Source organism: Nocardia australiensis (genome assembly GCF_020733705.1).
In the GTDB taxonomy this organism is placed as follows: domain Bacteria; phylum Actinomycetota; class Actinomycetes; order Mycobacteriales; family Mycobacteriaceae; genus Nocardia; species Nocardia australiensis.
Genome location: NZ_JAJFZM010000001.1, coordinates 3,166,136 through 3,191,391, shown reverse-complemented (window position 1 = coordinate 3,191,391; position 25,256 = coordinate 3,166,136). Strand labels below are relative to the sequence as shown.

29 protein-coding genes are annotated in these 25,256 nt (G+C 64.8%); 16 read left to right on the top strand and 13 right to left on the bottom strand.

The window, feature by feature from the left end; all coding sequences use genetic code 11:
* Positions 1–6: 6 nt before the first annotated feature.
* The 4 genes from LKE06_RS14490 to LKE06_RS14475 form a co-directional block, all read right to left on the bottom strand.
* Complete coding sequence (locus tag LKE06_RS14490) at positions 7–759, bottom strand: SDR family NAD(P)-dependent oxidoreductase (protein ID WP_227999156.1); 753 nt, start codon at positions 757–759, stop codon at positions 7–9.
* A 52-nt stretch (positions 760–811) separates the two neighbouring features.
* Positions 812–1,255 (bottom strand): nuclear transport factor 2 family protein, encoded by a 444-nt coding sequence (locus LKE06_RS14485; protein ID WP_227999155.1) that lies wholly within the window; start codon positions 1,253–1,255, stop codon positions 812–814.
* A gap of 141 nt (positions 1,256–1,396) precedes the next feature.
* Positions 1,397–2,296: an alpha/beta fold hydrolase gene (locus LKE06_RS14480; protein WP_227999154.1), complete on the bottom strand. Its 900-nt coding sequence runs from the start codon at positions 2,294–2,296 to the stop codon at positions 1,397–1,399.
* A gap of 240 nt (positions 2,297–2,536) precedes the next feature.
* The gene (locus LKE06_RS14475) at positions 2,537–3,337 is read right to left on the bottom strand and encodes an NmrA family NAD(P)-binding protein (protein WP_227999153.1); all 801 of its coding nucleotides are present in this window, start codon (positions 3,335–3,337) and stop codon (positions 2,537–2,539) included.
* A gap of 509 nt (positions 3,338–3,846) precedes the next feature.
* Between LKE06_RS14475 and LKE06_RS32900 the strand changes: the two genes are divergently transcribed.
* Entirely contained in the window at positions 3,847–4,689 is an 843-nt protein-coding gene (locus LKE06_RS32900; protein WP_227999152.1) for an AfsR/SARP family transcriptional regulator, read from the top strand.
* Positions 4,690–4,903: 214 nt separating this feature from the next.
* On the opposite strand, the gene LKE06_RS14465 is transcribed toward LKE06_RS32900, so the two are convergent.
* Positions 4,904–6,043 (bottom strand): acyltransferase family protein, encoded by a 1,140-nt coding sequence (locus LKE06_RS14465; RefSeq protein ID WP_227999151.1) that lies wholly within the window; start codon positions 6,041–6,043, stop codon positions 4,904–4,906.
* Complete coding sequence (locus tag LKE06_RS14460; protein ID WP_227999150.1) at positions 6,040–6,819, bottom strand: cyclase family protein; 780 nt, start codon at positions 6,817–6,819, stop codon at positions 6,040–6,042. Before LKE06_RS14460 ends, LKE06_RS14465 begins: the two co-directional genes overlap by 4 nt.
* A 320-nt stretch (positions 6,820–7,139) precedes the next feature.
* On the opposite strand from LKE06_RS14460, the gene LKE06_RS14455 reads away from it, so the two are divergent.
* The 11 genes from LKE06_RS14455 to trpB all read left to right on the top strand — a co-directional run bounded on the left by LKE06_RS14455 (position 7,140) and on the right by trpB (position 14,928).
* Complete coding sequence (locus tag LKE06_RS14455) at positions 7,140–7,367, top strand: hypothetical protein (RefSeq protein ID WP_227999149.1); 228 nt, start codon at positions 7,140–7,142, stop codon at positions 7,365–7,367.
* A gap of 14 nt (positions 7,368–7,381) precedes the next feature.
* The gene (gene rfbA, locus LKE06_RS14450) at positions 7,382–8,254 is read left to right on the top strand and encodes a glucose-1-phosphate thymidylyltransferase RfbA (RefSeq protein ID WP_227999148.1); all 873 of its coding nucleotides are present in this window, start codon (positions 7,382–7,384) and stop codon (positions 8,252–8,254) included.
* Between the two features lie 2 nt (positions 8,255–8,256).
* Positions 8,257–8,880, top strand: coding sequence for a dTDP-4-dehydrorhamnose 3,5-epimerase family protein (locus LKE06_RS14445; protein WP_227999147.1), 624 nt, complete (start codon positions 8,257–8,259; stop codon positions 8,878–8,880).
* An 85-nt stretch (positions 8,881–8,965) separates the two neighbouring features.
* The gene (locus LKE06_RS14440; RefSeq protein WP_227999146.1) at positions 8,966–9,676 is read left to right on the top strand and encodes a class I SAM-dependent methyltransferase; all 711 of its coding nucleotides are present in this window, start codon (positions 8,966–8,968) and stop codon (positions 9,674–9,676) included.
* A 65-nt stretch (positions 9,677–9,741) separates the two neighbouring features.
* The gene (locus tag LKE06_RS14435; protein WP_227999145.1) at positions 9,742–10,194 is read left to right on the top strand and encodes a hypothetical protein; all 453 of its coding nucleotides are present in this window, start codon (positions 9,742–9,744) and stop codon (positions 10,192–10,194) included.
* A gap of 68 nt (positions 10,195–10,262) precedes the next feature.
* Positions 10,263–10,526 (top strand): acyl carrier protein, encoded by a 264-nt coding sequence (locus tag LKE06_RS14430; protein WP_227999144.1) that lies wholly within the window; start codon positions 10,263–10,265, stop codon positions 10,524–10,526.
* On the top strand, positions 10,523–11,308 hold the full coding sequence (gene fabG, locus LKE06_RS14425; RefSeq protein WP_227999143.1) for a 3-oxoacyl-ACP reductase FabG: 786 nt from the start codon (positions 10,523–10,525) through the stop codon (positions 11,306–11,308). The genes LKE06_RS14430 and fabG overlap by 4 nt, the downstream gene beginning before the upstream one ends.
* Positions 11,309–11,353: 45 nt before the next feature.
* Positions 11,354–12,316 (top strand): aromatase/cyclase, encoded by a 963-nt coding sequence (locus LKE06_RS14420; protein ID WP_227999142.1) that lies wholly within the window; start codon positions 11,354–11,356, stop codon positions 12,314–12,316.
* A 2-nt stretch (positions 12,317–12,318) separates the two neighbouring features.
* Complete coding sequence (locus tag LKE06_RS14415) at positions 12,319–12,477, top strand: FAD-dependent monooxygenase (protein ID WP_227999141.1); 159 nt, start codon at positions 12,319–12,321, stop codon at positions 12,475–12,477.
* The gene (locus LKE06_RS14410; RefSeq protein ID WP_227999140.1) at positions 12,474–13,334 is read left to right on the top strand and encodes an alpha/beta fold hydrolase; all 861 of its coding nucleotides are present in this window, start codon (positions 12,474–12,476) and stop codon (positions 13,332–13,334) included. Before LKE06_RS14415 ends, LKE06_RS14410 begins: the two co-directional genes overlap by 4 nt.
* A 349-nt stretch (positions 13,335–13,683) precedes the next feature.
* A complete protein-coding gene (gene trpB / locus LKE06_RS14405; protein WP_227999441.1) occupies positions 13,684–14,928 on the top strand; it encodes a tryptophan synthase subunit beta in 1,245 nt (414 codons plus the stop codon).
* Positions 14,929–14,958: 30 nt separating this feature from the next.
* Here trpB and ectB read toward each other — a convergent pair whose 3' ends face one another.
* A complete protein-coding gene (gene ectB / locus LKE06_RS14400) occupies positions 14,959–16,254 on the bottom strand; it encodes a diaminobutyrate--2-oxoglutarate transaminase (RefSeq protein ID WP_227999139.1) in 1,296 nt (431 codons plus the stop codon).
* A 157-nt stretch (positions 16,255–16,411) separates the two neighbouring features.
* Between ectB and LKE06_RS14395 the strand changes: the two genes are divergently transcribed.
* The 3 genes from LKE06_RS14395 to LKE06_RS14385 are packed head-to-tail and all read left to right on the top strand — an operon-like array spanning position 16,412 to position 19,114.
* Positions 16,412–17,266, top strand: a complete 855-nt coding sequence (locus tag LKE06_RS14395) for an ABC transporter permease (RefSeq protein ID WP_227999138.1) — start codon at positions 16,412–16,414, stop codon at positions 17,264–17,266.
* Positions 17,259–18,092: an ABC transporter permease gene (locus tag LKE06_RS14390; protein WP_227999137.1), complete on the top strand. Its 834-nt coding sequence runs from the start codon at positions 17,259–17,261 to the stop codon at positions 18,090–18,092. Before LKE06_RS14395 ends, LKE06_RS14390 begins: the two co-directional genes overlap by 8 nt.
* Before the next feature lie 2 nt (positions 18,093–18,094).
* A complete protein-coding gene (locus tag LKE06_RS14385; protein ID WP_227999136.1) occupies positions 18,095–19,114 on the top strand; it encodes an ABC transporter ATP-binding protein in 1,020 nt (339 codons plus the stop codon).
* On the opposite strand, the gene LKE06_RS14380 is transcribed toward LKE06_RS14385, so the two are convergent.
* The 5 genes from LKE06_RS14380 to LKE06_RS14360 all read right to left on the bottom strand — a co-directional run bounded on the left by LKE06_RS14380 (position 19,066) and on the right by LKE06_RS14360 (position 23,054).
* The gene (locus LKE06_RS14380; protein ID WP_227999135.1) at positions 19,066–19,767 is read right to left on the bottom strand and encodes a DUF4389 domain-containing protein; all 702 of its coding nucleotides are present in this window, start codon (positions 19,765–19,767) and stop codon (positions 19,066–19,068) included. The genes LKE06_RS14385 and LKE06_RS14380 overlap by 49 nt on opposite strands.
* A gap of 220 nt (positions 19,768–19,987) precedes the next feature.
* On the bottom strand, positions 19,988–20,374 hold the full coding sequence (locus LKE06_RS14375) for a hypothetical protein (RefSeq protein ID WP_227999134.1): 387 nt from the start codon (positions 20,372–20,374) through the stop codon (positions 19,988–19,990).
* A gap of 75 nt (positions 20,375–20,449) precedes the next feature.
* The gene (locus LKE06_RS14370) at positions 20,450–20,716 is read right to left on the bottom strand and encodes a hypothetical protein (RefSeq protein ID WP_227999133.1); all 267 of its coding nucleotides are present in this window, start codon (positions 20,714–20,716) and stop codon (positions 20,450–20,452) included.
* A gap of 42 nt (positions 20,717–20,758) precedes the next feature.
* Positions 20,759–21,907 carry a fatty acid desaturase family protein gene (locus LKE06_RS14365; protein WP_227999132.1) on the bottom strand — a complete coding sequence of 383 codons (1,149 nt, stop codon included), beginning with the start codon at positions 21,905–21,907 and terminating at the stop codon, positions 20,759–20,761.
* 25 nt (positions 21,908–21,932) lie between these two features.
* The gene (locus tag LKE06_RS14360; RefSeq protein ID WP_227999131.1) at positions 21,933–23,054 is read right to left on the bottom strand and encodes a ferredoxin reductase; all 1,122 of its coding nucleotides are present in this window, start codon (positions 23,052–23,054) and stop codon (positions 21,933–21,935) included.
* Positions 23,055–23,232: 178 nt separating this feature from the next.
* Between LKE06_RS14360 and LKE06_RS14355 the strand changes: the two genes are divergently transcribed.
* Positions 23,233–23,850: a TetR family transcriptional regulator gene (locus tag LKE06_RS14355; RefSeq protein ID WP_227999130.1), complete on the top strand. Its 618-nt coding sequence runs from the start codon at positions 23,233–23,235 to the stop codon at positions 23,848–23,850.
* Here the strand turns inward: LKE06_RS14355 and LKE06_RS14350 are convergent.
* Positions 23,847–25,178, bottom strand: a complete 1,332-nt coding sequence (locus LKE06_RS14350; protein ID WP_227999129.1) for an MFS transporter — start codon at positions 25,176–25,178, stop codon at positions 23,847–23,849. The genes LKE06_RS14355 and LKE06_RS14350 overlap by 4 nt on opposite strands.
* Positions 25,179–25,256: the final 78 nt, after the last annotated feature.

The following is a 25,256-nucleotide window of genomic DNA, read 5'->3' as shown; positions in this document are numbered from 1 at the left end:
CTCGACTCACATAAGGCTCAAACCCCCGTCGACGACGACGACCGAGCCGGTGGCATACTCGGCCTCGGGCGCGGTCAACTGCCGCGCCCACCAGGCCAGTTCCGCCGGCCGCCCGACGCGACCGGCAGGCGTTCGGGTCGCGATATCGGCAAGGAACGCGCGGTACTGCTCCGGCGTGGACCCCATGCGCACGCCCATTCCGGACTCCACGACACCGGCCGCGATCGCCACGACCCGAATCCCCCGCGGCGCCAATTCGAGGGCCCAGGTCCGGGTGAGGAACTCCAGCGCGACCTTCGTCGCCCCGTAGACGGAGAACCCCGGCCACGCGCGCCCGCCGGACGCCCCGGAACTGCTCATGTTCAGCACGGTGCCCCGGTTTTCGGCGAGCGCGTCGAGCGCTGCCTGGGTGAGGAAAATGGGTGCCAGCAGATTGACCGCCATCTGACTCTCGGCAGCGGCCGGTTCGACGTGCTCGAGCGGGGCCGGAGCCGCCGTCGCCGCGTTGTTGATCAGGACATCGACCCGGCCCAGCGCACGCTGTGCCGTCTTGACCACGAGTTCGGCGGAACCGTGATCGGTGATATCCGCCGCGAGCACGTGGATGTTGTCGTACCCTGTGGCCGTTTCGTGCAGGGTGGACTCCGTCCGCCCCACCACGAGCACGTCGTGCTCCTCGGCGTAGCCATGGGCAAGCGCCCGTCCGATTCCGGTACCACCGCCGGTGATGATCACACCGCGTCTTTGCCTCGAGGTCATACCCCTGAAGCTAGGTACGCCCGCTCGCAGCGCAGTCGAAATCGGATGGCGGTCAGATAGATTCGTCGTCTCGGGTGACCACCCGTTCGGCGACCTTCAACTCGCCGTCGGCGCGGACGAGCACGTCCTCACACACGCACATGGCGTGCAGGTATGACCCCTTGCCGCGCTCGGTCTTGACGACCTGCACGTAGGACCGGGCGAAAACCGACCCATCTTCGCGCACCTCGACCAGGATCGTGCTGTAGCACCGCCGGTACCGAATGCCGTCGGCGGTCAACTGGTCGGCATTGGCCCGCAGGCCGGCCGCCAGCGCCGCCCGCCCCACGATCGGTGTGGAGATCTTGGGTGTGGAGACCATGGTGCCCTCCTCGGTGAAGGTGGCTGCGGTCTCCTCGGCGCGCCCCTCGTCCATCAATTGGACGTGCCGGGCGTAGAACCGCCCCACCTCGGCACAGATCTCCTCGTATGTCTGCTCTCGTACCACTGCACTCACGACCTACCGCCTCTCGACTGGACTGATCCCCTAAACCTGACGGCACTCGGTCGAAGTCCACTGGAGAAGCCCTCGGGCCCTCGTGCACACCGAAAAGGACCCGCGCCCCGATCCGGGGTGCGGGTCCTTTTCGGTGGGCGATCAGGCGGCGGTGACGGATTCAGCGCGCCGGACGTGCTCGACGATCGCGGCGGCCAGTGCGGAATGGACGGCGGTCGGGAAGCTGTGGCCGAGGCCGGGAAGTTCGAGTAGCCGGGCGCCCGGGATCGACTCGGCGAGGAACGCGCTGTGCGGCGGCTGGTGGACCGGGTCCAGCGGGCCCTGGATCACCAGCGTAGGCGTGGCGACGTTCGCCAATTCGCCGCCGCGGCCGGTGATGTCGGCGCTCTCGTCGATATTCGGCGCGTTCCGTCCCGCGATGCCCGAGTGCGCGATCTCCCGCTCCTCCCAGCGCCGGAACTCGGCCGGGTCGAACGGCAGCGCGGTGCCCGACATCGCCCGGGCCAACGCGACCCGCCGGTCCAGCTCGGCGTCGACGTCGTCGAGTATCGGCGATTGCATGATCAGGTCGAGCACCTCACGGCGTGGCGCGGGCAACCCGCTCGGGGTCGGCTTTCCGCTGTAGGCACAGTCGCAGCTGGTGAAGAAGTCCACGGTCAGCGCGGCCGCGCCGGTCATGGTCAGGCTGCGGAGCCGGTCCGGATAGTCGATGGCGATGAGCTGCCCGGTCGCCGCGCCCAGCGCGAAACAGACCAGGTGGACCCGTTCGATGCCCCAGCCGTCCAGCACCGCCATCGCGTCGGCGGCGAGTTCATAAAAGGTGTACGGCTTCTGCTCGGCGTCCAGCGAAACCGTCCGCCCGGTGTCCCGGTGGTCGTACCGGATGACGTGCAGGCCCTGCGCTACGAGTTCCGCCACGAACTCGTCGGGCCAGCCCCGCGAGCTATGCGCGCCGAGCAGCAGGAGCGGGGGGTCGCCGGGGTCGCCGAAATCCTCGGTCCACAGATGGAGATCAGCTGTGGAGACAACGCGTTCTGCCATGGGATTCACGCTTCCTTTCTGGTGGGACCCGACTCAGCTGAAGTCGTCGTGTGGCCCGGATCCACCATGGCGCACCTGGCTAGAGGGTCGGTTCGAAGTACGCTCGAACTTCGGTGGGAGCCCTGCTGCGCGTGCTCGCGCACCGCTGCGCAAGGGTGCGGCCAGATCTGATCAGCTCACTCGCACAACAGATCTCGGCCCTGGACCGCACCCTCGGGCACCGCGCGCCGACTGCTCGGCTCAGCGGAACAGGTCGGCGTTCTCGGCGGCCCAGGCGCTGAAGGTAGTGGCATGGCCGGTGAGGTCGGCCACGGTGCCGGTGGCGATCTGCGGGTTGTCGACCCTGGTGGCGAGGCCATTGACGAAGTAACCCGCGTAGTCGCCCATCGCAGGCTCGAGCAGCGCGATGAGCTCCTCGGGTGGCACCGTCACGAAGTTCAGATCGCGGCCGATCGCCTCGGCGATGTACTGGAGACGCTGTGCCCTGGTGATGGTTTTGGGACCGGTGAGGTTGTAGGTCTTGCCGAGGTGCCCGTCGCCGACCAGGATCGTCGCGGCGACCCGAGCGATATCGTCCATGGCGATGGGGGCGTTCCCGGAATCCGGATACGGTTCGCGTACTTCGCCTGTCGCGCGAATCTGCTCCGCCCAGTCGGTGGCGTTCTCCATGAATTCACCCGTCCACAGGTGAGTCCAGCCGACACCCGACTTTTCGACCGCCTGCGCGATGGGATGCCAGTTGGTGTTCTCGTCGCCGGACAGAGCGACGACGTGTGGAATCCCCGCCTGATGCGCCAAATCGACTACCTCGGTGACGGTTTCGACAGACGGTGCGAGATACATCCGGTCGACGCCTTCGAAGGCGGCGGGTAGCGAGGACGGCCGTTTCAGATAGCCCTTGACCACCTCGACCTCGGGCGGGAACGCGGTGCGTTCCGGGTGGTTCGATAGTGCGCGAATATCATCCGCCCCCAGATCCACGAGGTGGTTCACGACCTTCCGGCCGATGTTTCCGGTGGCACCAGTAACGAGAATCTTCATGTCCCCAAGCTATCCCGACGATGGGCAGTCGCGCATATAGAATCCCGGCGCGCCCCAGCTCCTGCCATACTTCGATCGATCCTCGACCTATCTTCGACCGGGCACGCCCCGAGCCGCAGTGCGAACATACGACACACCTGGAATTTGCTGGGGCTAAAGATTTTCGGTGCGACCTTGCAATTCGGCGGCTCTATTTGACTGTACCGCAACCTGTTTCGACGACCGCTGGCCAATCATGGACAAAACACTTCAACTTTCGCGGTGCAGCCCCCAACTTGCCCTGACGTTGCCGGTCAGTCAAGGCCCAAATACCAACGGGCACAGGCCAGCTCGACATCAACACATTTCGTTGACGAATCCGGGCAAATCGGTATAGCGTCGAAACGTACCGACCAGGCTATTGGTCCAGGGAGACTCGAAGATCCATGGGGATCACCGTCCCCATTTTCTCAAGGCTGAACACCGCCAAGAGCGGGTGCCGCCGTTTAGGGGGAAGTATGGAATTTGGCGTGCTCGGTCCACTTGCGGTAGAGCATCAAGGGAAGTCGAACGTCCCCAGCGCTCCGAAACTTCGGACCGTATTGGCGATGCTGCTGGTCCACTCGGATCAGGTGGTACCGGTGTCGGCTCTGATCACCGATCTGTGGGATGAACTGCCACCAGCGAGCGGGCTCACAACGCTCCAGACCTACGTGCTCAACCTGCGCAAGTACTTCGTCGGGGTAACCGGCTTGTCCGCAACGGAGGTCGCCAAGAAGATCCTGATCACCCGCCCCGGCGGGTACCTGCTACACGTTGAACCGGATGCGCTCGACATGCATCGCTACGAGGCCCTGGTCGATTCCGGATTAGCCGCGCTGGCCAACGGAAACGACGAAGACGGCATCGCCGACCTGGACGCCGCACTGCGCACGTGGCGGGGACCTGCCCTGGTGGACATCGCCGCGGGACGGGTACTGGAGTCCAAGGCACTCCAACTGTCCGAGTCGAGGCTCGTCACCATCGAGTACATGCTCGACGGCGAACTTCGCCTGGGTCGCTATCGGGAAGTCCTGTCCCGGCTCGCCGCGCTGTGCGCGGAATACCCCCTCAACGAGCGGCTGCACGCGCAGTACATGCGCGCGCTCCACCTGAGCGGGCGGCGTGCACAGGCCTTGGAGGTGTTCCACCGCTTGCGTGCCACCCTGGTCAACGAACTGGGGCTCGACCCGGAACGCGGCCTGCAGGAACTCCACGCGGCGATCCTCGGCGTCGACGACGACGCCCATATCCTCACCCGCACCACCCGCCCGATCCTCACCCGCACCACCCGCCCGGCAGTGCTGGCCGGTGCGGTGGCCCGGCTGCGCTGAACCGCGTCGGCCCGCTCCCGTACCGCGGTTCGTTGCCCGAGTGGGGATGGTGGACAGCGTCGTCCACGATCTCACTCGAGCGACGAGAATCTGCACAGTTCTCCAATGTCCTTGATATGAAAGCGAATACGTCCCCGGAGGGATCTTGGCCGTTATATCGAACACTGTAGCCAAGCTCAGGGGGCGTTCGCACATAGAAACTTTCAGCAGCCGGTCAGGAGGGCCCCGATCTCAGCTTCCGCGGCGTGATTCGCTTGCGCGGATTGGAGAACCGGCGCTGCGTCGGAAGCTCCACGAGCCGGTGCATCCCCCACGCCAACAGCACCGTCCCGCCGAGCCCCAGCGCCCACAGCCCGATCGATTGCGCGAGGGTCGGCTGGAACTCGGTGCCGTAGAGCCGGTACATGTTGTATAGGACCAGCTCGTGCAGCAAATAGAACGCGAACGAGATGTCACCCAGCCAGACCATCGGACGGCCGGCGAGCCACGAGGGCCTGCCGTCGCTGTCAGCGGCGGCCGCTGCCGGAATGAGGAACGCCAGCGGCACGATGGTGGCCGCCACGATCCCGAACGTAGTCGGCAGGAACGACGCCGCCAGGTACCCGGCGGCGAACGCCAGTCCCGCCCACAGCGCCCGCACCCGCGGCCAGCTGCCCACCATGACGATCCGCGCCATCACCATGCCCAGCACGAAGTCCAGCGCGCGCACCGGCGGGAACACGTAGACGAACCAGTACTCGTACTCCGGCGTAGCTTCCCACCACACCTGCGGCTGCGCGGGCAGCAGCTTCGCCAGCACCGGCATCAGCACGACCGCGGCCATGATCCCGCCCGCCCACCACCACAGCCGCTCCGGACGAATCTTGCGCACCAGCACGATCAGCAGCGGAAAGGACAGATAGAACAGCGCCTCCACCGCCAGCGACCAGCTGACGTCGTTGACGCCGAAGGCCACGTCGAGATCCGGCCACCAGGCGTGCACCAACAGGAGCTGCTGCACCCAGCCGACGATCTCGCGCCCGGTCAGCAACATCAGTCCGACCGCGAGCAGGAACGCGACGAAGTGGTTCGGGTAGATCTTGAAGAACCGCCGCCGCCAGAACCTTTTCGGGCTGTCGTCCGCGCGCGCCGACCAAGTGAGCACGAACCCGCTGAGCACGAAGAAGAAGCCGACTCCGATATAGCCGCCCATTTTCACCACGCTCATGAACCCCTCGGCGGCGGCGCCGGGGGGCAACAGACCGGGTTGATACGCGGCGTGCGTGGTGAACACCAGCAGCGCGGCGATCCAGCGCAACCCGGTCAGCGACGGCAGCCGGGATATCCGGCGCGGCGGAATCTCTTCCCCGCTCACGACTCCTCCACCAGCGCCACGGCTCTGGCCCAACCCGCCCCCGCCCGCGCCACCTTGATCGGGAAGCACACGACCGTGAACCCGTGCGACGGCAGGAGTTCCAGGTTCGCCAGCCGCTCCACCTGGCAGTACTCCCGGTCGCGGCCCGCGAAATGCGCGGGCCACAGCACCGACCGGTCCCGGGTCTCGCGGTACCGGGCGATGATGTCGGTGAACGGCGCGTCGAGGCTGAACGCGTCTGTACCGATCACCTTCACCCCCAGGTCCAGCAGGTAGTTCGTGGCTGCCCCATCCAGCCCGGCGAAGTCGGTGAAATACTTCGGGGTGCCCTGGTGCCGCTGCGCTCCGGTGTGCAGCAGCACGATGTCCATCGGCTCGGGCAGTCGGCCGATCCGCGCGAACTCCCGCTCCAGCACCTGCCGGCCGACGGCGCCGGTCGGCGCGTCGGTCAGATCGAGCACGAAACCGGGGCGGTGGAACCAGTCCAGCGGCATCTCATCGATGTGCCGGGGACCGCCGTCCCGGTAGGACGCCCGCGTTCCGTAGTGCGACGGGGCGTCCACGTGTGTGCCGGTGTGCGTGGTCAGGCTCAGCCGGTCCAGCGAGAGGAACTCGCCGTCGGGCAGGTCGTCCACGTCGAAGCCGAGCCCGAAGTGCTCGGCCATCTCCTCGCTCATGTGCCGAGCGCCCGCCGCCGGGGTGAGCACGGTGTGCTCCACCGGATCGGGTTCGTACTGCTCGCTGTCCACAGGCGAGGACAGGTCGATGATGCGCATCCGCCCTCCTAGATGATTCATGCATCATCGAGGGTGGTCGCGGGCCCTAGAACTTCGGTGGAGGTTCGAGAGAACGCACCGGTCCCGCGCTGCTATCCGCGTCCTAGCGGCTCTCGAATACGCGCCAAAGCCATCCTCCACTCTGCTTGCTGTACACCGATGCTCGCCGTCGCGGGTCGAGAACGACCGGAGCACGAATCCAGCGTCCCTCGGTGCACCCTGCCGGGTCCGCGCCGACCACCGCTGGAGCGATATTCGAGCGCGCCGCAGGACGCTGTGCACACGACCCTCGCCGGCGAACCCTGTGGATGGAGACGAAGATGCGCGTCCTGATCGCAACGTGGGACATAGCGGGGCTGGATCTCCCGGGCGCCGACCGCACCGACAGCGACAGCGATGCTGCCGCGCAGCGGCTGCTCGAGACCGAATTTCGCACTGCCGCAGGCAAACTGAGTGCCGGCATGCTGGCGCGGCCGACACCGTTCGAGGTGGTCGAGCAACTGGAACGACTGGTCGGCGATCGGGTGCCTTCCGGTCAGCCGAGCTGACCGGAAGGCCGGTAATGAAGGGCATAATCCTGGCGGGCGGAACCGGTTCGCGGTTGCATCCGATCACGCGTGGGGTGAGCAAACAGCTGGTCCCGGTGTACGACAAGCCGATGGTGTACTACCCGTTGTCGACATTGATGTTGGCCGGCATCCGGGAAATTCTGGTGATCACGACGCCGGCGGATGCCGTAGCGTTCCGGCGGTTGCTGGGTGACGGCTCGCAGTACGGGTTGAACATCGGCTATGTGGTGCAGCAGGAGCCGGACGGGTTGGCGCGAGCGTTCGTGCTGGGGTCCGATCATATCGGTGGCGATTCGGCTGCGTTAGTTTTGGGCGACAACATCTTTCACGGTCCGGAGCTGGGTACCCGGCTGGGCCGGTTCCATGGTCTGGACGGTGCTGCGGTCTTCGCGTACCCGGTGTCGGATCCGACCGCCTACGGCGTGATCGAATTCGCCGACGGCCGGGCCGTTTCCATCGAGGAGAAGCCCAAGGTGCCACGCTCCAACTACGCCATCCCAGGCCTGTATTTCTATGACAACGACGTGGTCGAGATCGCGCGTGGCCTGCGCCCCTCGGCCCGCGGCGAATACGAGATCACCGATATCAACCGAACCTACTTGGAACAGGGCCGGCTGCGGGTGGATGTGCTCGCCCGCGGCACCGCGTGGCTGGACACCGGCACCTTCGACTCGCTGCTGGACGCGGCCAACTATGTCCGCACCGTAGAGGAACGGCAGGGTCTGAAGATCAGCGTGCCCGAGGAGGTCGCCTGGCGGATGGGCTTCATCGACGACGAGCAGCTGTGCCGGCTGGCCGACCCGCTGGTGCGCTCCGGATACGGCCGGTACCTGCTCGGACTACTGGAACACGGACGGGATTGGTGAATATGCGGATTCGGGAGCTGGCGGTACCAGGGGCGTGGGAATTCACCCCGACCATGCGCGGCGACGAGCGCGGCGCCTTCGCCGAGATGTTCAAGGCCTCGGAGTTCGAGAAGGCGGTCGGGCGGCCGTTCGACCTGCTGCAGATCAACACCTCAACCTCGGGCGCGGGCGTGCTGCGCGGCATCCACTACACCGAGGACCCGCCCGGGCAGGCGAAATACGTGACCTGCACGAGCGGCGCGTTCGTGGACGTGGTCGTGGATCTGCGGCCGGGGTCACCGACCTTCGGCGCGTGGGACAGCGTGATTATCGACGATGTGGATCGACGCTGGGTCTTCCTGTCCGAGGGGCTCGGCCACGCGCTGCTGTCGCTGGCGGACGCCTCGACCGTCACCTACCTGTGCTCACTGGAGTACAGCCCCGAATTCGACCATGAAGTGGACGCGCTCGATCCGGACATCGGTATCGCGTGGCCTGCCACCGGCCGCGACGGACAGTCGTTGCACCTGCTCCGCTCGCCCAAGGACGCCGCGGCGCCACGTCTGCGAGACCTGGCCGTTCCCCGTCGTGGTACGAGGCACCGTCGTCGTATAGGGCACCGCCACTCGCTGATCGACGGCACGTGAACCCAGGGGGAAATCTTCATGGCACCCATCCAGCGGAAACCCCACAGTCCCAACAATATCCACCCGAGGCGAAAGGCGAGATCAGATGACTGACGCAAATCCGGAGACCGATCCATCGATGGTCGATTTCGAACAGAGCTATCAGGAGCACAGGCTCATGCCCGGCGACGTCGTGATGGACCGGCTGCCCTGGGAGATCGGTCGGCCACAACCCGAACTGGTCAGGTTCGAAAGTGCCGGTCGCATTCGGGGCAAGGTGCTCGATATCGGTTGCGGTCCAGGTGATTCCGCCATATTTCTGGCGGATCGCGGATATCAGGTGACCGGGCTGGATCTCTCGCCGACGGCCATCGAGCAGGCTCGCGCGCGAGCGGTGGTCGAACGAGTCACGGTGTCGTTCGCCGTCGCCGACGCCACCGAACTCGCCGGATATGAAGACCGGTTCGACACGGTCGTCAGCAGCGCGCTGTTCCACTGCCTCGAGCCGGAGCAGCGGCAGCAGCATGTCGCCGCGTTGTTGCGAGTGACAAGGCCGGGGGCGCGGCTCATCCAGTTCACCTTCGCCACAAGCGAATTCAGCGGGGCCTTTGCGCCGTATGCGATCGATGAGGACGGTTTGCGCAGTACGTTCGGTGCGCCGGTGTGGTCGATCAACACCCTGTGTCTCGGTAACCTGGCGGCGGTGGCATCCGAGCCCATGTTGGCATCCTTCGCGGAGAGCGGCTTCCGGCCCGAACTCGACGACGACGGGTCGATGCTACTGCCGATCTGGGTACTGGAGGCCGACCGCGTCTGAGTCGCCCAGACAGTCTTCAGAGGATTTCAAGTGCGACGCGAGCAGCTGCGCCCAAGATCGGCCACGTGACCAGAACACTAATGCTGCTCCTCGGGGTGCTAGCTGCCACCGCAGTGCCCGCGCAGGCGACGCCCATCGAGTTCTTGCCGATCGGCACCTGGCAGGGCCAGGTGACGGCGGGCGAGGACCCGCCACACGAGGCCACCTTCCAGTTCACTGAGGCGGGCAAGGTCTGCCTGACCTTCGGCCACCCCGGCGATGCCACCGGCAGTGGTACCGGTACCTGGCAGGAAACCGGGCCGAACCAGTTCACCTACGCGCTCACCCACGACGTGATCCTCCCGGACGGCACGTTGGCCGCCTACGTGACGGTGCACCACTCGGCCGGCCAAGACCGGGACAGGTTCACCAGCTCCGGCCGCACCGACGTCACCGATCCCGATGGCCAACCGGTGAAGTCCGGGCCGTCCTCGGTCATCGCGACCCGGACCAGCCGAACCAATCCGACCTGCCCGTAAACGGACGTAACACCGTCGAGATAAGGGAATTCGCTGCCCGAGCAAGTTTTCTAGGAGAGGTATCAACCATGGCCAACAGGCATCTCACAATCGAGGAATTCCAGGGCATCATGTTCGCCGCGGTCGGCGGCGACGGTGCCAATTTCGTCTCCGATAGCGAGCAGGAGTTCGAGGATCTCGGCTACGACTCGCTCGCACTGCTGGAGGCGGGCGGTCATATCGAACGCGAATTCGGTATTTCCCTGGACGATTCGGTGCTGACCGGTTCGAGGACACCGCGGTCATTCGTCGACGCCGTCAACAATGCCATCGCGGCCGGGACGGCGGCATGAGTGCGCAGGACGGCCGTGTCGCGCTGATCACCGGGGCGACCAGTGGCATCGGCCTGGCGGTTGCGAATCAGCTCGCGAGCCAAGGACATCGGGTCTTCATCGGGGCACGCACGGCGGAGTCCGTCGCCCAGACGGTGAAAGCCCTGCGGGAACGGGGTCTACACGCCGACGGCACCGAACTCGATGTCCGATCCGGCGACGCGGTGCACGAATTCGTCACCGCCGCGGTTACCCGCTTCGGCGCTGTCGACATCCTGGTGAACAATGCCGGCCGCAGCGGTGGCGGTGTCACCGCCGACTTGACCGACGAATTGTGGTTCGACGTCATAGACACCAACCTGCACAGCGTATTCCGGATGACGCGGGAGGTGCTCGATACCGGCGGCATGCGGGACAAACCGTGGGGGCGGATTGTCAACATCGCGTCCACGGCGGGCAAACAGGGCGTCGTCCTCGGCGCACCCTATTCGGCCTCGAAACACGGAGTGGTCGGCTTCACCAAAGCGCTCGGCAACGAGCTGGCCCCGACCGGCATCACGGTCAACGCAGTATGCCCCGGTTACGTGGAAACGCCGATGGCACAACGAGTCCGGCAGGGCTACGCCGCGGCCTATGACACCACCGAGGAACAGATCCTGACGCGGTTCCAGTCGAAAATTCCGCTCGGCAGGTATTCGACACCTGACGAGGTCGCGGGGTTGGTCGGCTACCTGGTCTCGGATGTGGCCGCCTCCATCACCTCCCAGGCGCTCAACGTCTGCGGCGGCCTCGGCAACTTCTGATATTCATCCACTCCGCTATTCATCCACTCCGTCCAGGAGGCGATCATGCCCACAGTCGATCAGCGCGAATGCGAACATGAGGTCACGATCGCGGCACCCGCCGCCGTCGTCTACCGGATGATCGCGGAGGTCGAGAACTGGCCGCGTATCTTCCCGCCCACCATCCACGTCGACCAGGTGACCACCGGCGATCGGGAGGAACGCATTCGGATCTGGGCCACGGCGAATGGCGAGCCGAAGAGCTGGGTGTCGCGGCGCACACTGGATCCCGACCGGTCTCGGATCCGCTTCCAGCAGGAGGTTTCGGCGCCGCCAGTGGCCGCGATGCGCGGGGAGTGGATCATCGAGCCGGATCGGGCAGGCAATTCGCGAGTGCGGTTGTTGCACGGCTATCGAGCGATCGACGACGATCCGAAGAGCCTGGCGTGGATCGATGCCGCGGTCGACCGCAATTCCCGCGCGGAACTGACCGCGCTGCGGGGCAATATCGAATCTGCCGTCGCCGCAACGGAATCGACCTTCTCCTTCGAGGATTCGGTCGTGGTGCACGGCGGTGCCGATGATGTGTACGACTTCGTGAACGAGGCGGATCGATGGGTCGAACGACTCCCCCATGTGGCGTCGGTCCGATTCGAGCAGACCGAACAGGGGGTGCAGACCCTCGAGATGGATACCAAGACCAAGGACGGATCCACCCACCGCACGATGTCGTATCGGGTGGTATTTCCCGGGGAGCGGATCGTGTACAAACAGGTCACCCTGCCGAAATTGCTTGCGCTGCACACGGGCGTGTGGACCTTCACACCGACCGACGGCGGAGTGCTCGCATCGTCACGACACACCGTGGTGTTGAACACCGATAACATCCCCTCGATTCTCGGCGACACCGCGACTACGGCCGATGCGCGAGATTACGTACGAAATGCCCTGAGCACCAACAGCAGCGCCACCCTGGAACTCGCCAAGGCATATGCCGAGGACCGAGCGGGTGCACCCGCCGTCGAGTGATCGTGGCTGCCAACGATTTCGATGCGGATGTCATCGTCGTCGGTGCGGGGCCGTTGGGTCTGCTGCTCGCCGCCGAGCTGCGGCTCGGCGGCGCGGCGGCCGCAGTGACCGCGGTCCGCCGCTGGTTCGCCGGCCCGACGCACATGCGGGATGTGCGATGACGTTGTCGATACCCACGCCGAGCGTCTCGGTCCCCGAGGTCCGCCGGATCGATCTGGCGGCAGGCGAACTCACTCTGTCGGCGCTGCTGTGCGCGGCCGAGAACCCGCGCGCGGTGGTCGTCGCACTGCACGGCACGGGCACCAGCGCGCACTACTTCGACGGCCGTGCGCACCCCGACGTGTCATTACTGACGCTCGGGGCACGGCTCGGATACACGATGCTGGCGATCGACCGGCCGGGATACCACGGATCCACACCCGACCTGACTGGTGGACAGTCGATCTCGCGGCAGGCCGACACCATTGCGGTCGCCCTGCGGAACTTCCGCGCGAACCATGCGGTGGGACAAGGGCTCTTCCTGCTCGGACACTCCTTCGGTAGCGCGGTCGCCATGACCATAGCCGCCGATCCGGACGGCACCGACGTGCTCGGCCTCGACATCTCGGGATGGGGCTCACATTTCGCGGACCGCTTGAAACCGGACACGGTGCGTCTGCACTGGGGCGCGCTGCGGCTGTACCCGCCGGGCACGTTTCGCTCCGGTGCGGCGATGCTCGGCCCCGCACCGCCCAGTGAGCGTGCTGAAGTATTCGGCTGGACAGCGATATTCGCGGACGTCGCAGCGAGAATCCCGGTCCCCGTTCGCTTCACCTTCGCCGAATACGAGGCCATTTGGCGGCACGACGCCGAGTCGGTCCGCGAGCTGAGCGCCGCTTTCCGGAGTGCGCCAACCATTCTCGTCGAACACCAGCTCGGCGCCGGGCACAACATCAGCCTCGGCTGGGCCGCGCGGTCATATCATCTGCGGTCGCTCGGCTTCTTCGAAGAATGCCTGGTACGGCGAAGCGCGAGCTGAGCACATGACGACTCCGTCGTGACGCGATGGCCCGCGAGATCATCGCAGCCCTCGACGCCGCCTGCGCAAAGAGCGCCCATATCCCGATTTTCGGCCGCTCGTCGCCTTCGCAACACAACGCAGCGAGTACGGCTCGATCATCTCCACGCGATCTCGGAAACGGCGCCGCCCATTTCACCGGCACCGGTCGAACTCGAACCGTGTCACGCAAGCCTCACCTATTCCCACTGTCGGAAAGAACGACGATCACGGTCTATTAACTAAACCGTTGCCGATTGGTGGCGTAGCGCTCGCACCCGCGGGACAGACTGCGGCGCGAGGAGCTACACGATTGAAAGCGTTGGTACGGATGGTTATTGATCACAGCGTGGCGCAGGGCGCGTATCGGCACGGAGTATTTCCGGACGAACACGGACGATTCGGCGAGTTCGGCGGCAGATATGTTCCGGAAGGTCTGATGGCCGCGCTGATCGAGCTCGAACAGTCGTACCGAACGGCCCGCGATGACGCCGAATTCATGAGCGAACTCGACCGTCTGCTGTGCGACCGCGTGGGCCGTCCCACGCTGTTTCATCAGGCGCCGCGGTTCGCGCAACTGCTGGCGGTGCCGGGGGCCAAGATCTATCTGAAACGCGAAGATATGGCTCATACCGGCGCGCACAAGATCAATAACGCACTCGGCCAGGGTCTGCTCGCCAAACGGATGGGCAAGACCAGGATCATCGCCGAGACCGGCGCCGGTCAGCACGGCGTCGCGGTGGCGACGGTGTGCTCGATGCTCGGCTTGGCCTGCGTGATCTACATGGGCGCCGAGGATATGCGGCGACAAGTATCCAACGTCGTGCGCATGAACTTGCTCGGCGCCGAGGTTCGCGCGGTACAGACCGGCGGCCGCAGACTCAAGGACGCGATCACCGAAGCCGTCCGCGATTGGGTGGCGAACCTGGACACCACCTACTACCTGTTCGGCACGGCGACCGGACCCGCGCCCTACCCGATGATCGTGCGGGATTTCCAAACGGTGATCGGCGCCGAGGCCAGAGCCCAGATCCTGAAATCCGAAGGCAGGCTTCCCGATTACGTCATGGCATGTGTGGGCAGCGGCAGCAATGCCATCGGGCTGTTCCACTCTTTCGCTGGCGATTCCGGTGTCGAATTGATCGGTGTCGAGGCCGCGGGCCGAGGTATGGAGACCGGCGATCACGCGGCAACCCTCAGTGTGGGCACGCCCGGCGAAATGGATGGCGGCTACAGCTATCTACTGCAGGACTCGGACGGTCAGATCATTCGCACGCACAGCATCGCCGCGGGCCTGGACTACCCCGGTGTCGGCCCCGAACTCAGCTACCTCAAGGACACCGGCCGGGTCACCTATCGCACCGCGACCGACGCGGTGGCGTTGGGTGGCATGCGGGCGATGAGCCACAGCGAGGGCATCATCGTCGCCCTCGAATCCGCGCACGCGGTCGGTTACCTGATGCAGATGGCGCGCCACGGTGAGCTGTCGGCCGATTCGGTGACGGTACTTTCGCTCTCCGGTCGCGGTGACAAGGACCTGGCCATCGCGGCACAGCGATTGGGCATCGGCGGGTAATCGTCAAATGAGCGCGGGCCGGCACTCGGGTCAGCCCGGACAGATCGCGGCGACGGCGTCAGTCAAGATCGAGACACCGTGGTCGATCTCGTCGTCGGTAATCGTCAACGGCGGCAGCAGCTTCACCACCTCGTCCTCGGAGCCGGAGGTTTCCATCAGCAGTCCACGTTCGAACGCGAGTTGACACACCTTGCCCGCGCGCGAGGCATCGTCGAAGACGATGCCGTGCACCAGCCCACGCCCCCGGGTCGAGACGCCGGGGATACCGGCCGCGAGATCGCTCAGCATCCGCGCGATCCGCTGCCCCTTCGCCGATGTCGCCGCCTCCAGCACACCATCGGACCAGTAGTGCTCCAATGCCACTCGCGCCGTGACGAACGCCGGATTGTTGCCACGAAAGGTTCCGTTGTGCTCGCCGGGAGCCCACTGGTCCAATTCGGATTTGAAAAGCACCAGCGCCATCGGCAATCCGTAACCGCCGATCGATTTCGAGAGCGTGACGATATCGGGCGTGATACCGGCCGACTCGAAGGAGAAGAACGGGCCGGTGCGACCGCAACCCATCTGCACGTCATCGACGATCAGCATGATGCCGCGCGCCGCGCACAGTTCGGCCAACTGCCGAAGCCATTGCGCGCTAGCGACATTGATGCCCCCCTCGCCCTGCACCGTCTCCACGATCACCGCGGCGGGCCGGTCGACGCCCGAGGACGAGTCGTCGAGGGCGCGACGCATCCAGCACAGGCCGTCGTCGGCGTCGAGGTAGCCGTCGTAGGGCATCGGCATCGCGTGCGCGAGCGGAATTCCCGCTCCCGCGCGCTTGGCGGCATTGCCGGTGACCGACAGCGCCCCGAGCGACATTCCGTGAAAGGCATTGGTGAAGTTGAGGATTGTCGGGCGCCCGGTGACCTTGCGCGCGAGTTTCAAGGCCGCTTCCACCGCGTTGGCGCCGGTGGGTCCGGGGAACTGGACCTTGTAGTCGAGCCCGCGCGGGGCGAGGACGGTGTCGCGCAAGGCCTCCAGCAAGCGACGCTTGGCAACCGTGGACATATCCAAACCATGGGTGATGCCGTCACCGGCGATGTAGTCGAGCAGGGCCCGTTTGAGAACCGGATTGTTGTGGCCGTAGTTCAGCGCGCCCGCACCCGCGAAGAAGTCCAGGTAGTCTTTGCCGTTCTCGTCGCGCAGCCAGGCTCCGCTCGCGGTGTCGAAGACCGTCGGCCAGGCGCGGCAGTACCCGCGAACATTCGATTCGAGCTCTTCGAAAACGGTCACCTGGGTCGTGTTCCGAGCGACCTGCAAGCAATCGCTAGCGGTGACAGTCATGAACGATCCTTCCTGTCCTGCGCGAGCGACGCCGTCGGCAGACGCAATGTGAAGTGACTGTGTTTCTAACACTAGGGCACCGAGTTCGTCGCACTTTTCCAAAATTCGCGCGGAAGCCTTCCGCGGGTCCGGCGGCGGCCTCTACAGTTGACTGTTTGTGCGCGCCAGAGCGAAGGGGGACGGTCGGCTCGCCGCGGCAGCACACATTCGGCGAGCGGTGATGGTCTACATCCGCCTCGCCGGAGCGGGTTTCCGGCGGCAGTCGCAATACAAATTGGCAATGTTCGCCGGGCTTTTCACGAACTGCGTGTTCGGTTTCGTCCGGGCGGCGGTGATGATGGCGGCGGTACGCGCCTCCGACGGCTTCGGCGGCTACGACGAGGGGACGATCGGCGCCTACGTCTGGCTGTCGCAGGGACTGCTCGGCGCGACCCAATTCATGGGTCCGCCACTGGAACTCGTCGACCGGGTCAAGAATGGTGATATCGCGATCGACTTCTTGCGACCTGTCGATGTTCAATTCGGTTATCTCGCCGCCGATATCGGCCGGGCAACGGCGACCATCCTGCCGCGCGGCGTACCGAGCGTATTGGTCGGCACCCTCACCTTCGGGTTGACCATGCCGAACACGCCCGGCCCCTACCTGATCGGAACGCTCAGCGTCTTTCTCGCGGTGGCGCTGTCGTTTCTGTGCCTGTTCGCGGTGGGACTGCTCGGCTTCTGGGTAGTAGAAACACGTGGCCTGCGAGTGCTATACCAGATTTGCGGCACGTTTCTGGCCGGGCTGTTCGTGCCGGTGCACATGTTCCCGGACTGGCTACGCACCGTCGCGCACGCCACTCCGTTCCCGTCGATCCTGCAATCCCCGATCGACATAATTTCGGGCCGAGTCATCGGGACGGACGCGCTGATGGTCGTTGCCGCGCAAGTGTTCTGGTTGCTCGTGATCGGGGCGCTCGGCCGGATATTGCTGGCGGCCGGGAGCCGCAGGCTGGAGGTGCAGGGTGGCTGAGCCGCCGTACGTGCCCACTCCCGCTGGAACCTGGTTCACCCCGTACGCGGCCGTGCTCGCGTCACGCGTCCGCGCTCAACGGACCTACCGATTGTCCTTCGCCAGTGAGATAGTCAGCGCCCTACTGACCGGGCTCGTCGAATTCGCCGAGGTGTGGGTCATTTTCAACAATGTCCGGGTACTCGGTGGTCTCGATCTCAATGGCGCGCTACTGCTGTTCGGGCTCAGTAATACCAGTTTCGCATTGGCTCAGGTGTTGTTCGGTCACCTCGATTCTCTGCCGACGCTGATCAGAATGGGCCTGATCGATGCCTATTACCTGCGCCCTCAGCCATTGCTGCTGCAACTGATCACCAGCGATATCTCGTTGCGCCGGTTCGCGCGCGCGTCGGTCGCGATCGTGGTTCTCGGCCTCGGCCTGATCCGTAACGATATCGACTGGAGCGCCGATACATTCGTATTATTGACCGCGACTTTGATCGGTGGCATTGGGGTGTTCGGCGGCCTGTTCGTATGCGCGGCGGGCGCACAGTTCTTTTTGATCGACGGTTCGGAGCTGACCAACAGCTTCACCTATGGCGGGTCATTCGCCGCCATGCAGCCCGCGTCGGTATTCCCGACACCGCTGAAGCTGCTTTTCGGCTTCGCCATCCCGGTATCTTTCACGGCTTACCTGCCCACCATCGCGCTGCTGCGCCTACCCGGTCCGCCTTTGATGCCGTCGTGGCTGGCCTGGCTGACACCGCTGGCGGCGCTGTGGGTGTGGCTTCTCGCACTTGGGTTTTGGCGTATCGGTACTCGGCATTACCAGGGAGGCGGCGGATAGCCATGGCGCAGTGCGAACTACCGGAAGCGATCATCGACATCGATAACCTGACAAGGGAATTCATCCTACATCGCAAGAACGGCCACCGCTGGCGAAGACGCCGCGAAAAACTGATCGCCGTCAATCGGATGACCTTCCGGATCGAGCACGGCGCCGCGGTGGGCTATATCGGCGCCAATGGCGCGGGTAAGTCGACGACCATCAAAATGCTCACCGGCATCTTGGTTCCCACCGCGGGCAGTGTCCGTACCTGCGGGCTGGAACCGGTGCGGCAGCGGCGCGAACTGGCCGCGAGAATCGGAGTGGTTTTCGGTCAGCGTTCACAGCTGTGGTGGGATCTGCCACTGCGCGAATCGTTTTCGATCCTCGCCGCGATCCATCGGCTGGAGCCGGATATCGCACACAAACGCACGCACGAATTGGTCGAGCAACTCGAGATGGCCGAAACCCTGGACACTCCGGTGCGACAACTCTCCCTCGGGCAACGCATGCGCGCCGAGGTCGCCGCCGCGCTGCTGCACTCCCCCGAATTGGTGATCCTGGATGAACCGACCATCGGTCTCGACGTGCTGTCCAAACAGCGACTACGCGAATTCCTGCGCGCCGAACGCACCGATCGCGGCACCACATTGTTGCTGACCACCCACGATATGGTCGATATCGAACGGCTCTGCGATCGAGTGCTCGTGGTCGACCACGGCAGCCTGGTCTACGACGGTTCGGTGACCGGGCTCGCGGTCCGGGTGGGCGCTCGACGGGTGCTGACCGTCGATCTGGCCGTGCCCACCCGTGACCTCGACGATCTGCCCTGCTCCGAACTGCTGACCAGCGAGGCCGGTGGGATGCGACAGCGCCTGGCTTTCGACGCCGAGCAGATCACGGCCGCCCGATTGCTCACCGCCGTCTCCGATCGCGCCGAAGTCCGGGATCTGTCCATCGAAGAACCGGGCATCGAGGATGTGGTCCGGCGGATTTACGAATCCGCCTGGTGTCCAATCTCGCCGGGTTCGCGCGCACCTTGATCGAGCCGGAACGGCGGGTATTCGTCTCGCATCAACGAGGCATACGCCTGCACTCGGATCGCCCACCGATTGATGCCGACGACGAAGTCGTACAGACCCCGTGGGTAGCGCGCGGTGAACAAAAGGCCGATCAGCGCGACCAGTAGCAGGATCCCGATCACCGGAATCGTGAAAACGCCGACCATATCGTCGTTGTCACCAGCCCAGATGTTTCCGCTGTTCAACAACGCGCCCAGGATCAGGTACTGCGGAATGGCCAGCAGCCACCATTTGATCAGCACTAGACCACGGTGCAGTCGCTGCGGGTAGTCGACCTCGAGGTCGGCCGGGTAGTTGGGGGCGGGCAGCAGGCTGAACGGCGGGTACTTGTCGGTGCCGAGCACCGAGAACGCGTAGAAACCGACCCGCCACGTCCAGCGCATCACACCGACATTGAAGTCGAACAGACCACGCGGATACTTCCCGGTGAACAGGATGGCGAAAAAGGCGATCACCGAGACCACGAAGTACGCGATATGCAGGAAGAACAGCACGATGTAGTGCGGTATGGCCAGAATCCATTTGACCAACCACATCCACCGCGACAGCGCGGGGTCGAGATCTCCTCGGACACGGATCGGATTGACGGACTCGACAGTGTTCTCGGGTTCCATGATCGATGCTCCTTCCAGGTGCTTCGATACGGCGGTACTCCATTCAGGAATAGCCCGATTGTCCCAAACTCGACGACCGCTTCCGGACGTTCCGGTACCAACACGCCAACGAAATCACCCGCCGACCGGCGCGAAGGCTGCGCATCCCCGCCGCACGCGAAGGCTGCGCATCCCTGCGGCGCGCTAAGCCCGCGCCACCACTGATTTCGTTCGAATCCGGTCAGCTCGGCGCCTTGCCGGTGGACGAATACAAGCTCACTTCGCCGTCCTCACCGAGGAAGGCGTTCACCAGCATGGTGCGACTGGCCGCCATCTCATCCGGGTCGGGTGCGCTGGTGGTGATCGAGATCTGCGGAATGGACGCCCAGTTCACGACGTAGCGTTCCGGTGGACCGTCGTCATCCGACAGTCGTGCCAGCCTGAACACCGACACCGTTTTGCGGACGATGAGGGTGCGCACGACCTCCGCAATTCGCTCTGGGTCTTCCAGCGCGAACATAAAGCCGAATGTCAACTCGGGCGAGGACACATAGGCAGGCACAAACGTCGAGGCTAGCGGATTGAACGACTCACTGCGGCCGCCGCGCCGGAACCGGTTGCTGCCCATACGCTCCCGGAGCGCACGGGGCTTGGCGGCTGACCGGCAGCATTCGCGCACCGGCGTAGTCCGCCGGTGCCGCGATCACTTCGGCGGCTCGACTACCTCGGCCTCTACAACGGACGCGCTCGCGACGGGTTCCGCCGCGGTGTCATCGACATCCCGTTCGAGCCCGGTGTCATCGAATCCGTTGTCGCGCAACGGCTCAGCGTCGTGCCGAGCAGCTTCGGCGGCCTCTTTCATCTCGATGGCATCGGTGATCCAGTCACCGATCTCCCGAGTGACCTCCTGCACGGTGCCGGTGATGATGCCGGCGATATTGCCGACATGCCGGGCACCCGAAGAAGTCAATTCTTGAATCAAATCCTTATTGCTTTCCAATTTCCCGATCATTCACACGCCCACTTCGGTCGGCTGCTGTTGTCGCATCACGATAACACCGGGTGCGTTCTCCTTCCGGACCAAGAACGGCGGCAGTGCGAGCTTGAATATCTTCGCCCATACCGATCCGATCTGCTTGCCGAACGACCCGGTGTTGTAGGGCAGCCCGTATTTCTCACACAGCGCCTTGACTTCGGGCGCCATCTCCGGATACCGATTCGCGGGCATATCCGGAAACAGGTGATGTTCGATCTGGTGCGACAGATTGCCGGACATAATGTGGAACAGCCTGCCGCCCTCGATATTCGCCGAACCGAGCATCTGGCGGACGTACCACTCGCCACGGGTCTCCTCGGCGGTCTCCTCCTCGGTGAACGTCTGTACGCCGGAAGGGAAGTGTCCACAAAAGATGATCGAGTAGGCCCAGACGTTGCGGACCAGGTTGGCGGTCACATTCCCGGCCAACGTCGAGACGAAGAGCGGACCCGACAGCGCGGGGAAGATCAGGTAGTCCTTGAGTACCTGCCTGCCCGCCTTGCGCCACTGGCCCGTGAGCAGCGGCTTCAGATCGGACCACTTGCGCTTGCCCTGAATGATGTTCTCGGCCTCGAGGTCGTGCATCATCACACCCCACTCGAAGAACATCATCAGCACGAATGCGTAGAGCGGGTTACCCAGGTAGTAGAGATTCCACTTCTGGGCCTCATCGATCCGCAGAATGCCGTAGCCGATATCGCGGTCCTTGTTGTGGATATTGGTGTAGGTGTGGTGCATGTAGTTGTGCGAATGCTTCCACTGGTCGGCCGGACAGACCGTATCCCATTCGAACACACGGGAATTCAGGCCCTGTTCACGCATCCAGTCGTACTGGCCGTGCATGACGTTGTGGCCGATCTCCATATTGTCGAGGATCTTCGATACGCCGAGCGCGGCCACGCCCGCCAACCAGAATGGCGGCAGGAAGCCGAGGTACATCAAACCGCGCCCGGCGATCTCGAATCCGCGCTGTGCCTTGATGATCGAGTAGATGTATTCACGGTCGCGGTCGCCGAGGTCGGCGACGACGCGGGCGCGCAGCTCGTCGAGTTGGCGGCCGAGCTCCTCGACCTGTTCCGGGCTCAATACCAGTGGGCCGTCTTTGGTTTCGGTCAAAATCGTCATGGCTTTACTCCCCTTGTTTCGAATATCAGATATCGATGTCGACGTCGCCGACCGGCGCACTGACACAGAGCTGGATGGGCTGATCGGGGTCGCTATCGGTTTCGCCGGTGCGCACGTTGCGAGTGCATCCGGTGCGCCGTACCGCGGTGCAGGAGAAGCAGATCCCCATGCGGCAGCCGAACTCCGGTGTCAGGCCCGCGGCTTCGGCCTGCTCCAGCAGCACGGCGCCGTCGTTGGCGGTGCTGATCCCACTGCCCGAGAAACTCACCGTGCCGAATGCTTCCCCCGCATCGACGGGGGGCACCGACAGCGTGAACTCCTCGGAATGCAGCCGGTCGGCCAGCTGCTCGGCCTCGTAGACCTTTCGCACCGCGTTCATCAATCCGGGCGGACCGCACATGAAGGTCTGCGCGTCGGCGAACCACGGTGCGACGTGCGCCAACTCGTCATAGTCGAAGTACCGGGCGGCGCCTTCGAGCCGCGCCGACGGCTCACCCGCACCGCGGCCGAGCCGTTCGGAACCCCTGGCCGAATGCCCCGGATACCGCAGCTCGACGCGGAAGTTCTCGAACCGCTCCGCGAGTGCCGTCAGCTGGACACGGTGCGGCACGAGCTCGGGCGCCTGCGCGTAGTAGAGGAAAGTGAGGTCGCCACGGTAGCCCTCGTCGGCGAGGGTCCGCATCATCGACAGCACCGGGGTGATGCCGCTACCGCCGCCGATCAGCACGACCCGGTCGGGGCGCGTATCGGGCAGGCGGAATACACCAGCGGCCGGCGTGAGGTCGACCACCATTCCGGGTGCGGCGGTGCGGTGGAGGTACCGCGACACCAGGCCATTCGGGTGCGCCTTGACGGTCAGCTGGATCTGCCGGTCACGCCTGCCGGCCACATCTATCGGCGAATAGCAGCGACGGTGCCGGACACCGTCGATAACGACGCCGATCTGGACGTACTGACCGGCGGCGTGCCCGCGCCATTGCCGGGTCGGCCGCAGGGTCAGGGTGACCGATTCCGGCACCGAGCGATCCACGTGCGTGATCTCGGCCCGCATGTCCCGTGCCGTCAGCGTCGGGCGGACGAGTTCCAGGTAGCGGTCGAGAGGATGCGGAGTGGTCAGGGTTTGCACCAGATCGATGAGTCCCACCATTTGGTTCTCCATGCCTCTGCTCGTCGGGGTGGGCGGCGTGCGAAGAACTTTTTCAGTGCACGCTCGTACACTCAACCAGTGTGACTGACGAACCCGGTCCGATGTCAACCTGCAAACCATGTGACGTGAACGACATCCTCGGCATGGACGTACGGTGAACGGATGTATGCTCACCGTGATGATTGAGCCAGTAGCAACTCGAATCGAGCGCAAGGAGCGCACCCGCCAGGCCCTACTGGAGGGCACCCTCTCCTTGGCCGCCGAACGCGGCTTCGGCGCGCTCAGCCTGCGTGAGATCGCGCGGTCCGCCGGCATCGTGCCCACCGCGTTCTATCGGCATTTCGCCTCGCTGGACGATCTCGGCGCGACGCTCGTCGACGAGGGCGTCAAGGCCCTGCGACTGGCTCTGCGGCAGTTGCGCCGCACCCCCGACGCCCGATTGTCGGAAACTGTGCGCTTCGTGTTCGAACAGGTCGCCGCCAGGCGCGCACTGTTCGGATTCATCACCCGCGAACGCCGCGGCGGATCCGCGGCGCTGCAGAGCGCGATCGCGCTGGAGTTGCAACTGATCGTCCGAGAGTTGGTTGTCGACCTCTCCCGAATCCCCGATCTCGATTCCTGGTCCCCAGAAGACCTCGAGCTTGCCGCCGACCTGATCGTCTCCACCGTCGCCGACTGCATCGCCGACTACGTCGCCGCCACCCCGCGCGACCAGCCGGCGATTATCGACCGCACCGTCCGCCAGGTCCGCCTCGTCGCCCTCGGCATGGGCGCGTGGTCACCGAAGCCGGACTAAACGGCCGCGTCCCGGTCCGGTGGCCGAACCGGGAGGAGCACTGCCAGCCCGATCGCCAGCACCAGCAGGATGCCTATGATGCCCGCGCGGTCGGCGCCGAAGATCCAGACGAACAGCCCGAAAAGGCTTGGGGCCAGGAAGGATACGGCGCGCCCGGTTGTCGTGTAGAGGCCGAACATCTGCCCCTCGCGACCGGGCGGGGTGAGACGGGTGAGAAATGAGCGGGCGGCTGATTGGGCGGGGCCGACGAAGATGGTGAGCAGCAGGCCGAACAGCCAGAACATGGCCGGGCCCGATACCACTAGCAGCATCGAGCCGCAGATCAACATAGCGACCAGCGACACCACGATCACGATCTTCGGACCGACCCGGTCATCGAACCGGCCCGCGGTGATAGCGCCGAGGGCCGCAACGACATTCGCGGCGATACCGAACAGCAGGACATCCGAGTCCGCGATGCCGTACACGCGCACCGCGAGAATGGCGCCGAAGGTGAACACCCCCGCGAGGCCGTCCCGGAATATCGCGCTGGCCACCAGGAAGCCGACCGGGCGCCGGTCGATGGCCCACAATTCGCGCAGGTCGCGCCAGAGCACGCGGTAGGAGCCGAAGAACCCGGCGCTGGCCGCGCCGGGATCGGCATCGGTGCGCGGTAGTTCGGGCACGGCGAACAACACCGGCAGCGCGAAGGTGGCGAACCATACGGCGGCCAGGATCGCGACCAACCGGATATTCAGGCCGTCATCGGTTGGTATGCCGAGCAACCCCCGGTTGTCGCCGTGTCCGGAGATGAATCCAAAATATGAGATCAACAGGATGACGATGCCGCCGAAATATCCCATGGACCAACCGAATCCGGACACCCGGCCGACGGTGGCCGGCGTCGACACCTGGCGCAGCATGGCGTTGTAGGGCACGCCCGCGAGCTCGAAGAACGCCGAGCCGAGGCCGAGTAGCGTCAGCCCGAACCAGAGAAAGTGATAGTCCTCGTGGACGAAGAACATCAGTGCCATCGTGAGAATGGTCAGCGCCGTCAGAACGGCCAGTGAGCGTTTACGTTTCGCACTCGCGTCGAAGAGTTGGCCGGTGATCGGGGCCGTCAGCGCCACCACCAGACCCGCGATGCCGAGCGCCCAGCCCAGCCACGCGCTCGCCGAAATGCCGCCGGGCAGTTCGTCGCCCACCTTGTCGGTGAGATACACCGAGAAGACGAACGTCAGGATTACGGCGTTGAATGCGGACGACCCCCAGTCCCACAATCCCCATGCCACCACTTGCCCACGCCCGGCGGCCTGCCCGACAGTCGCCCGCGCGTCCACCTCGGTCATGCGCGCAGCATAATGGACATGGCCGGGCTAATCACGGCTATCATCAGGCACCCCTATGCACTCAGTTGCATAGTACCG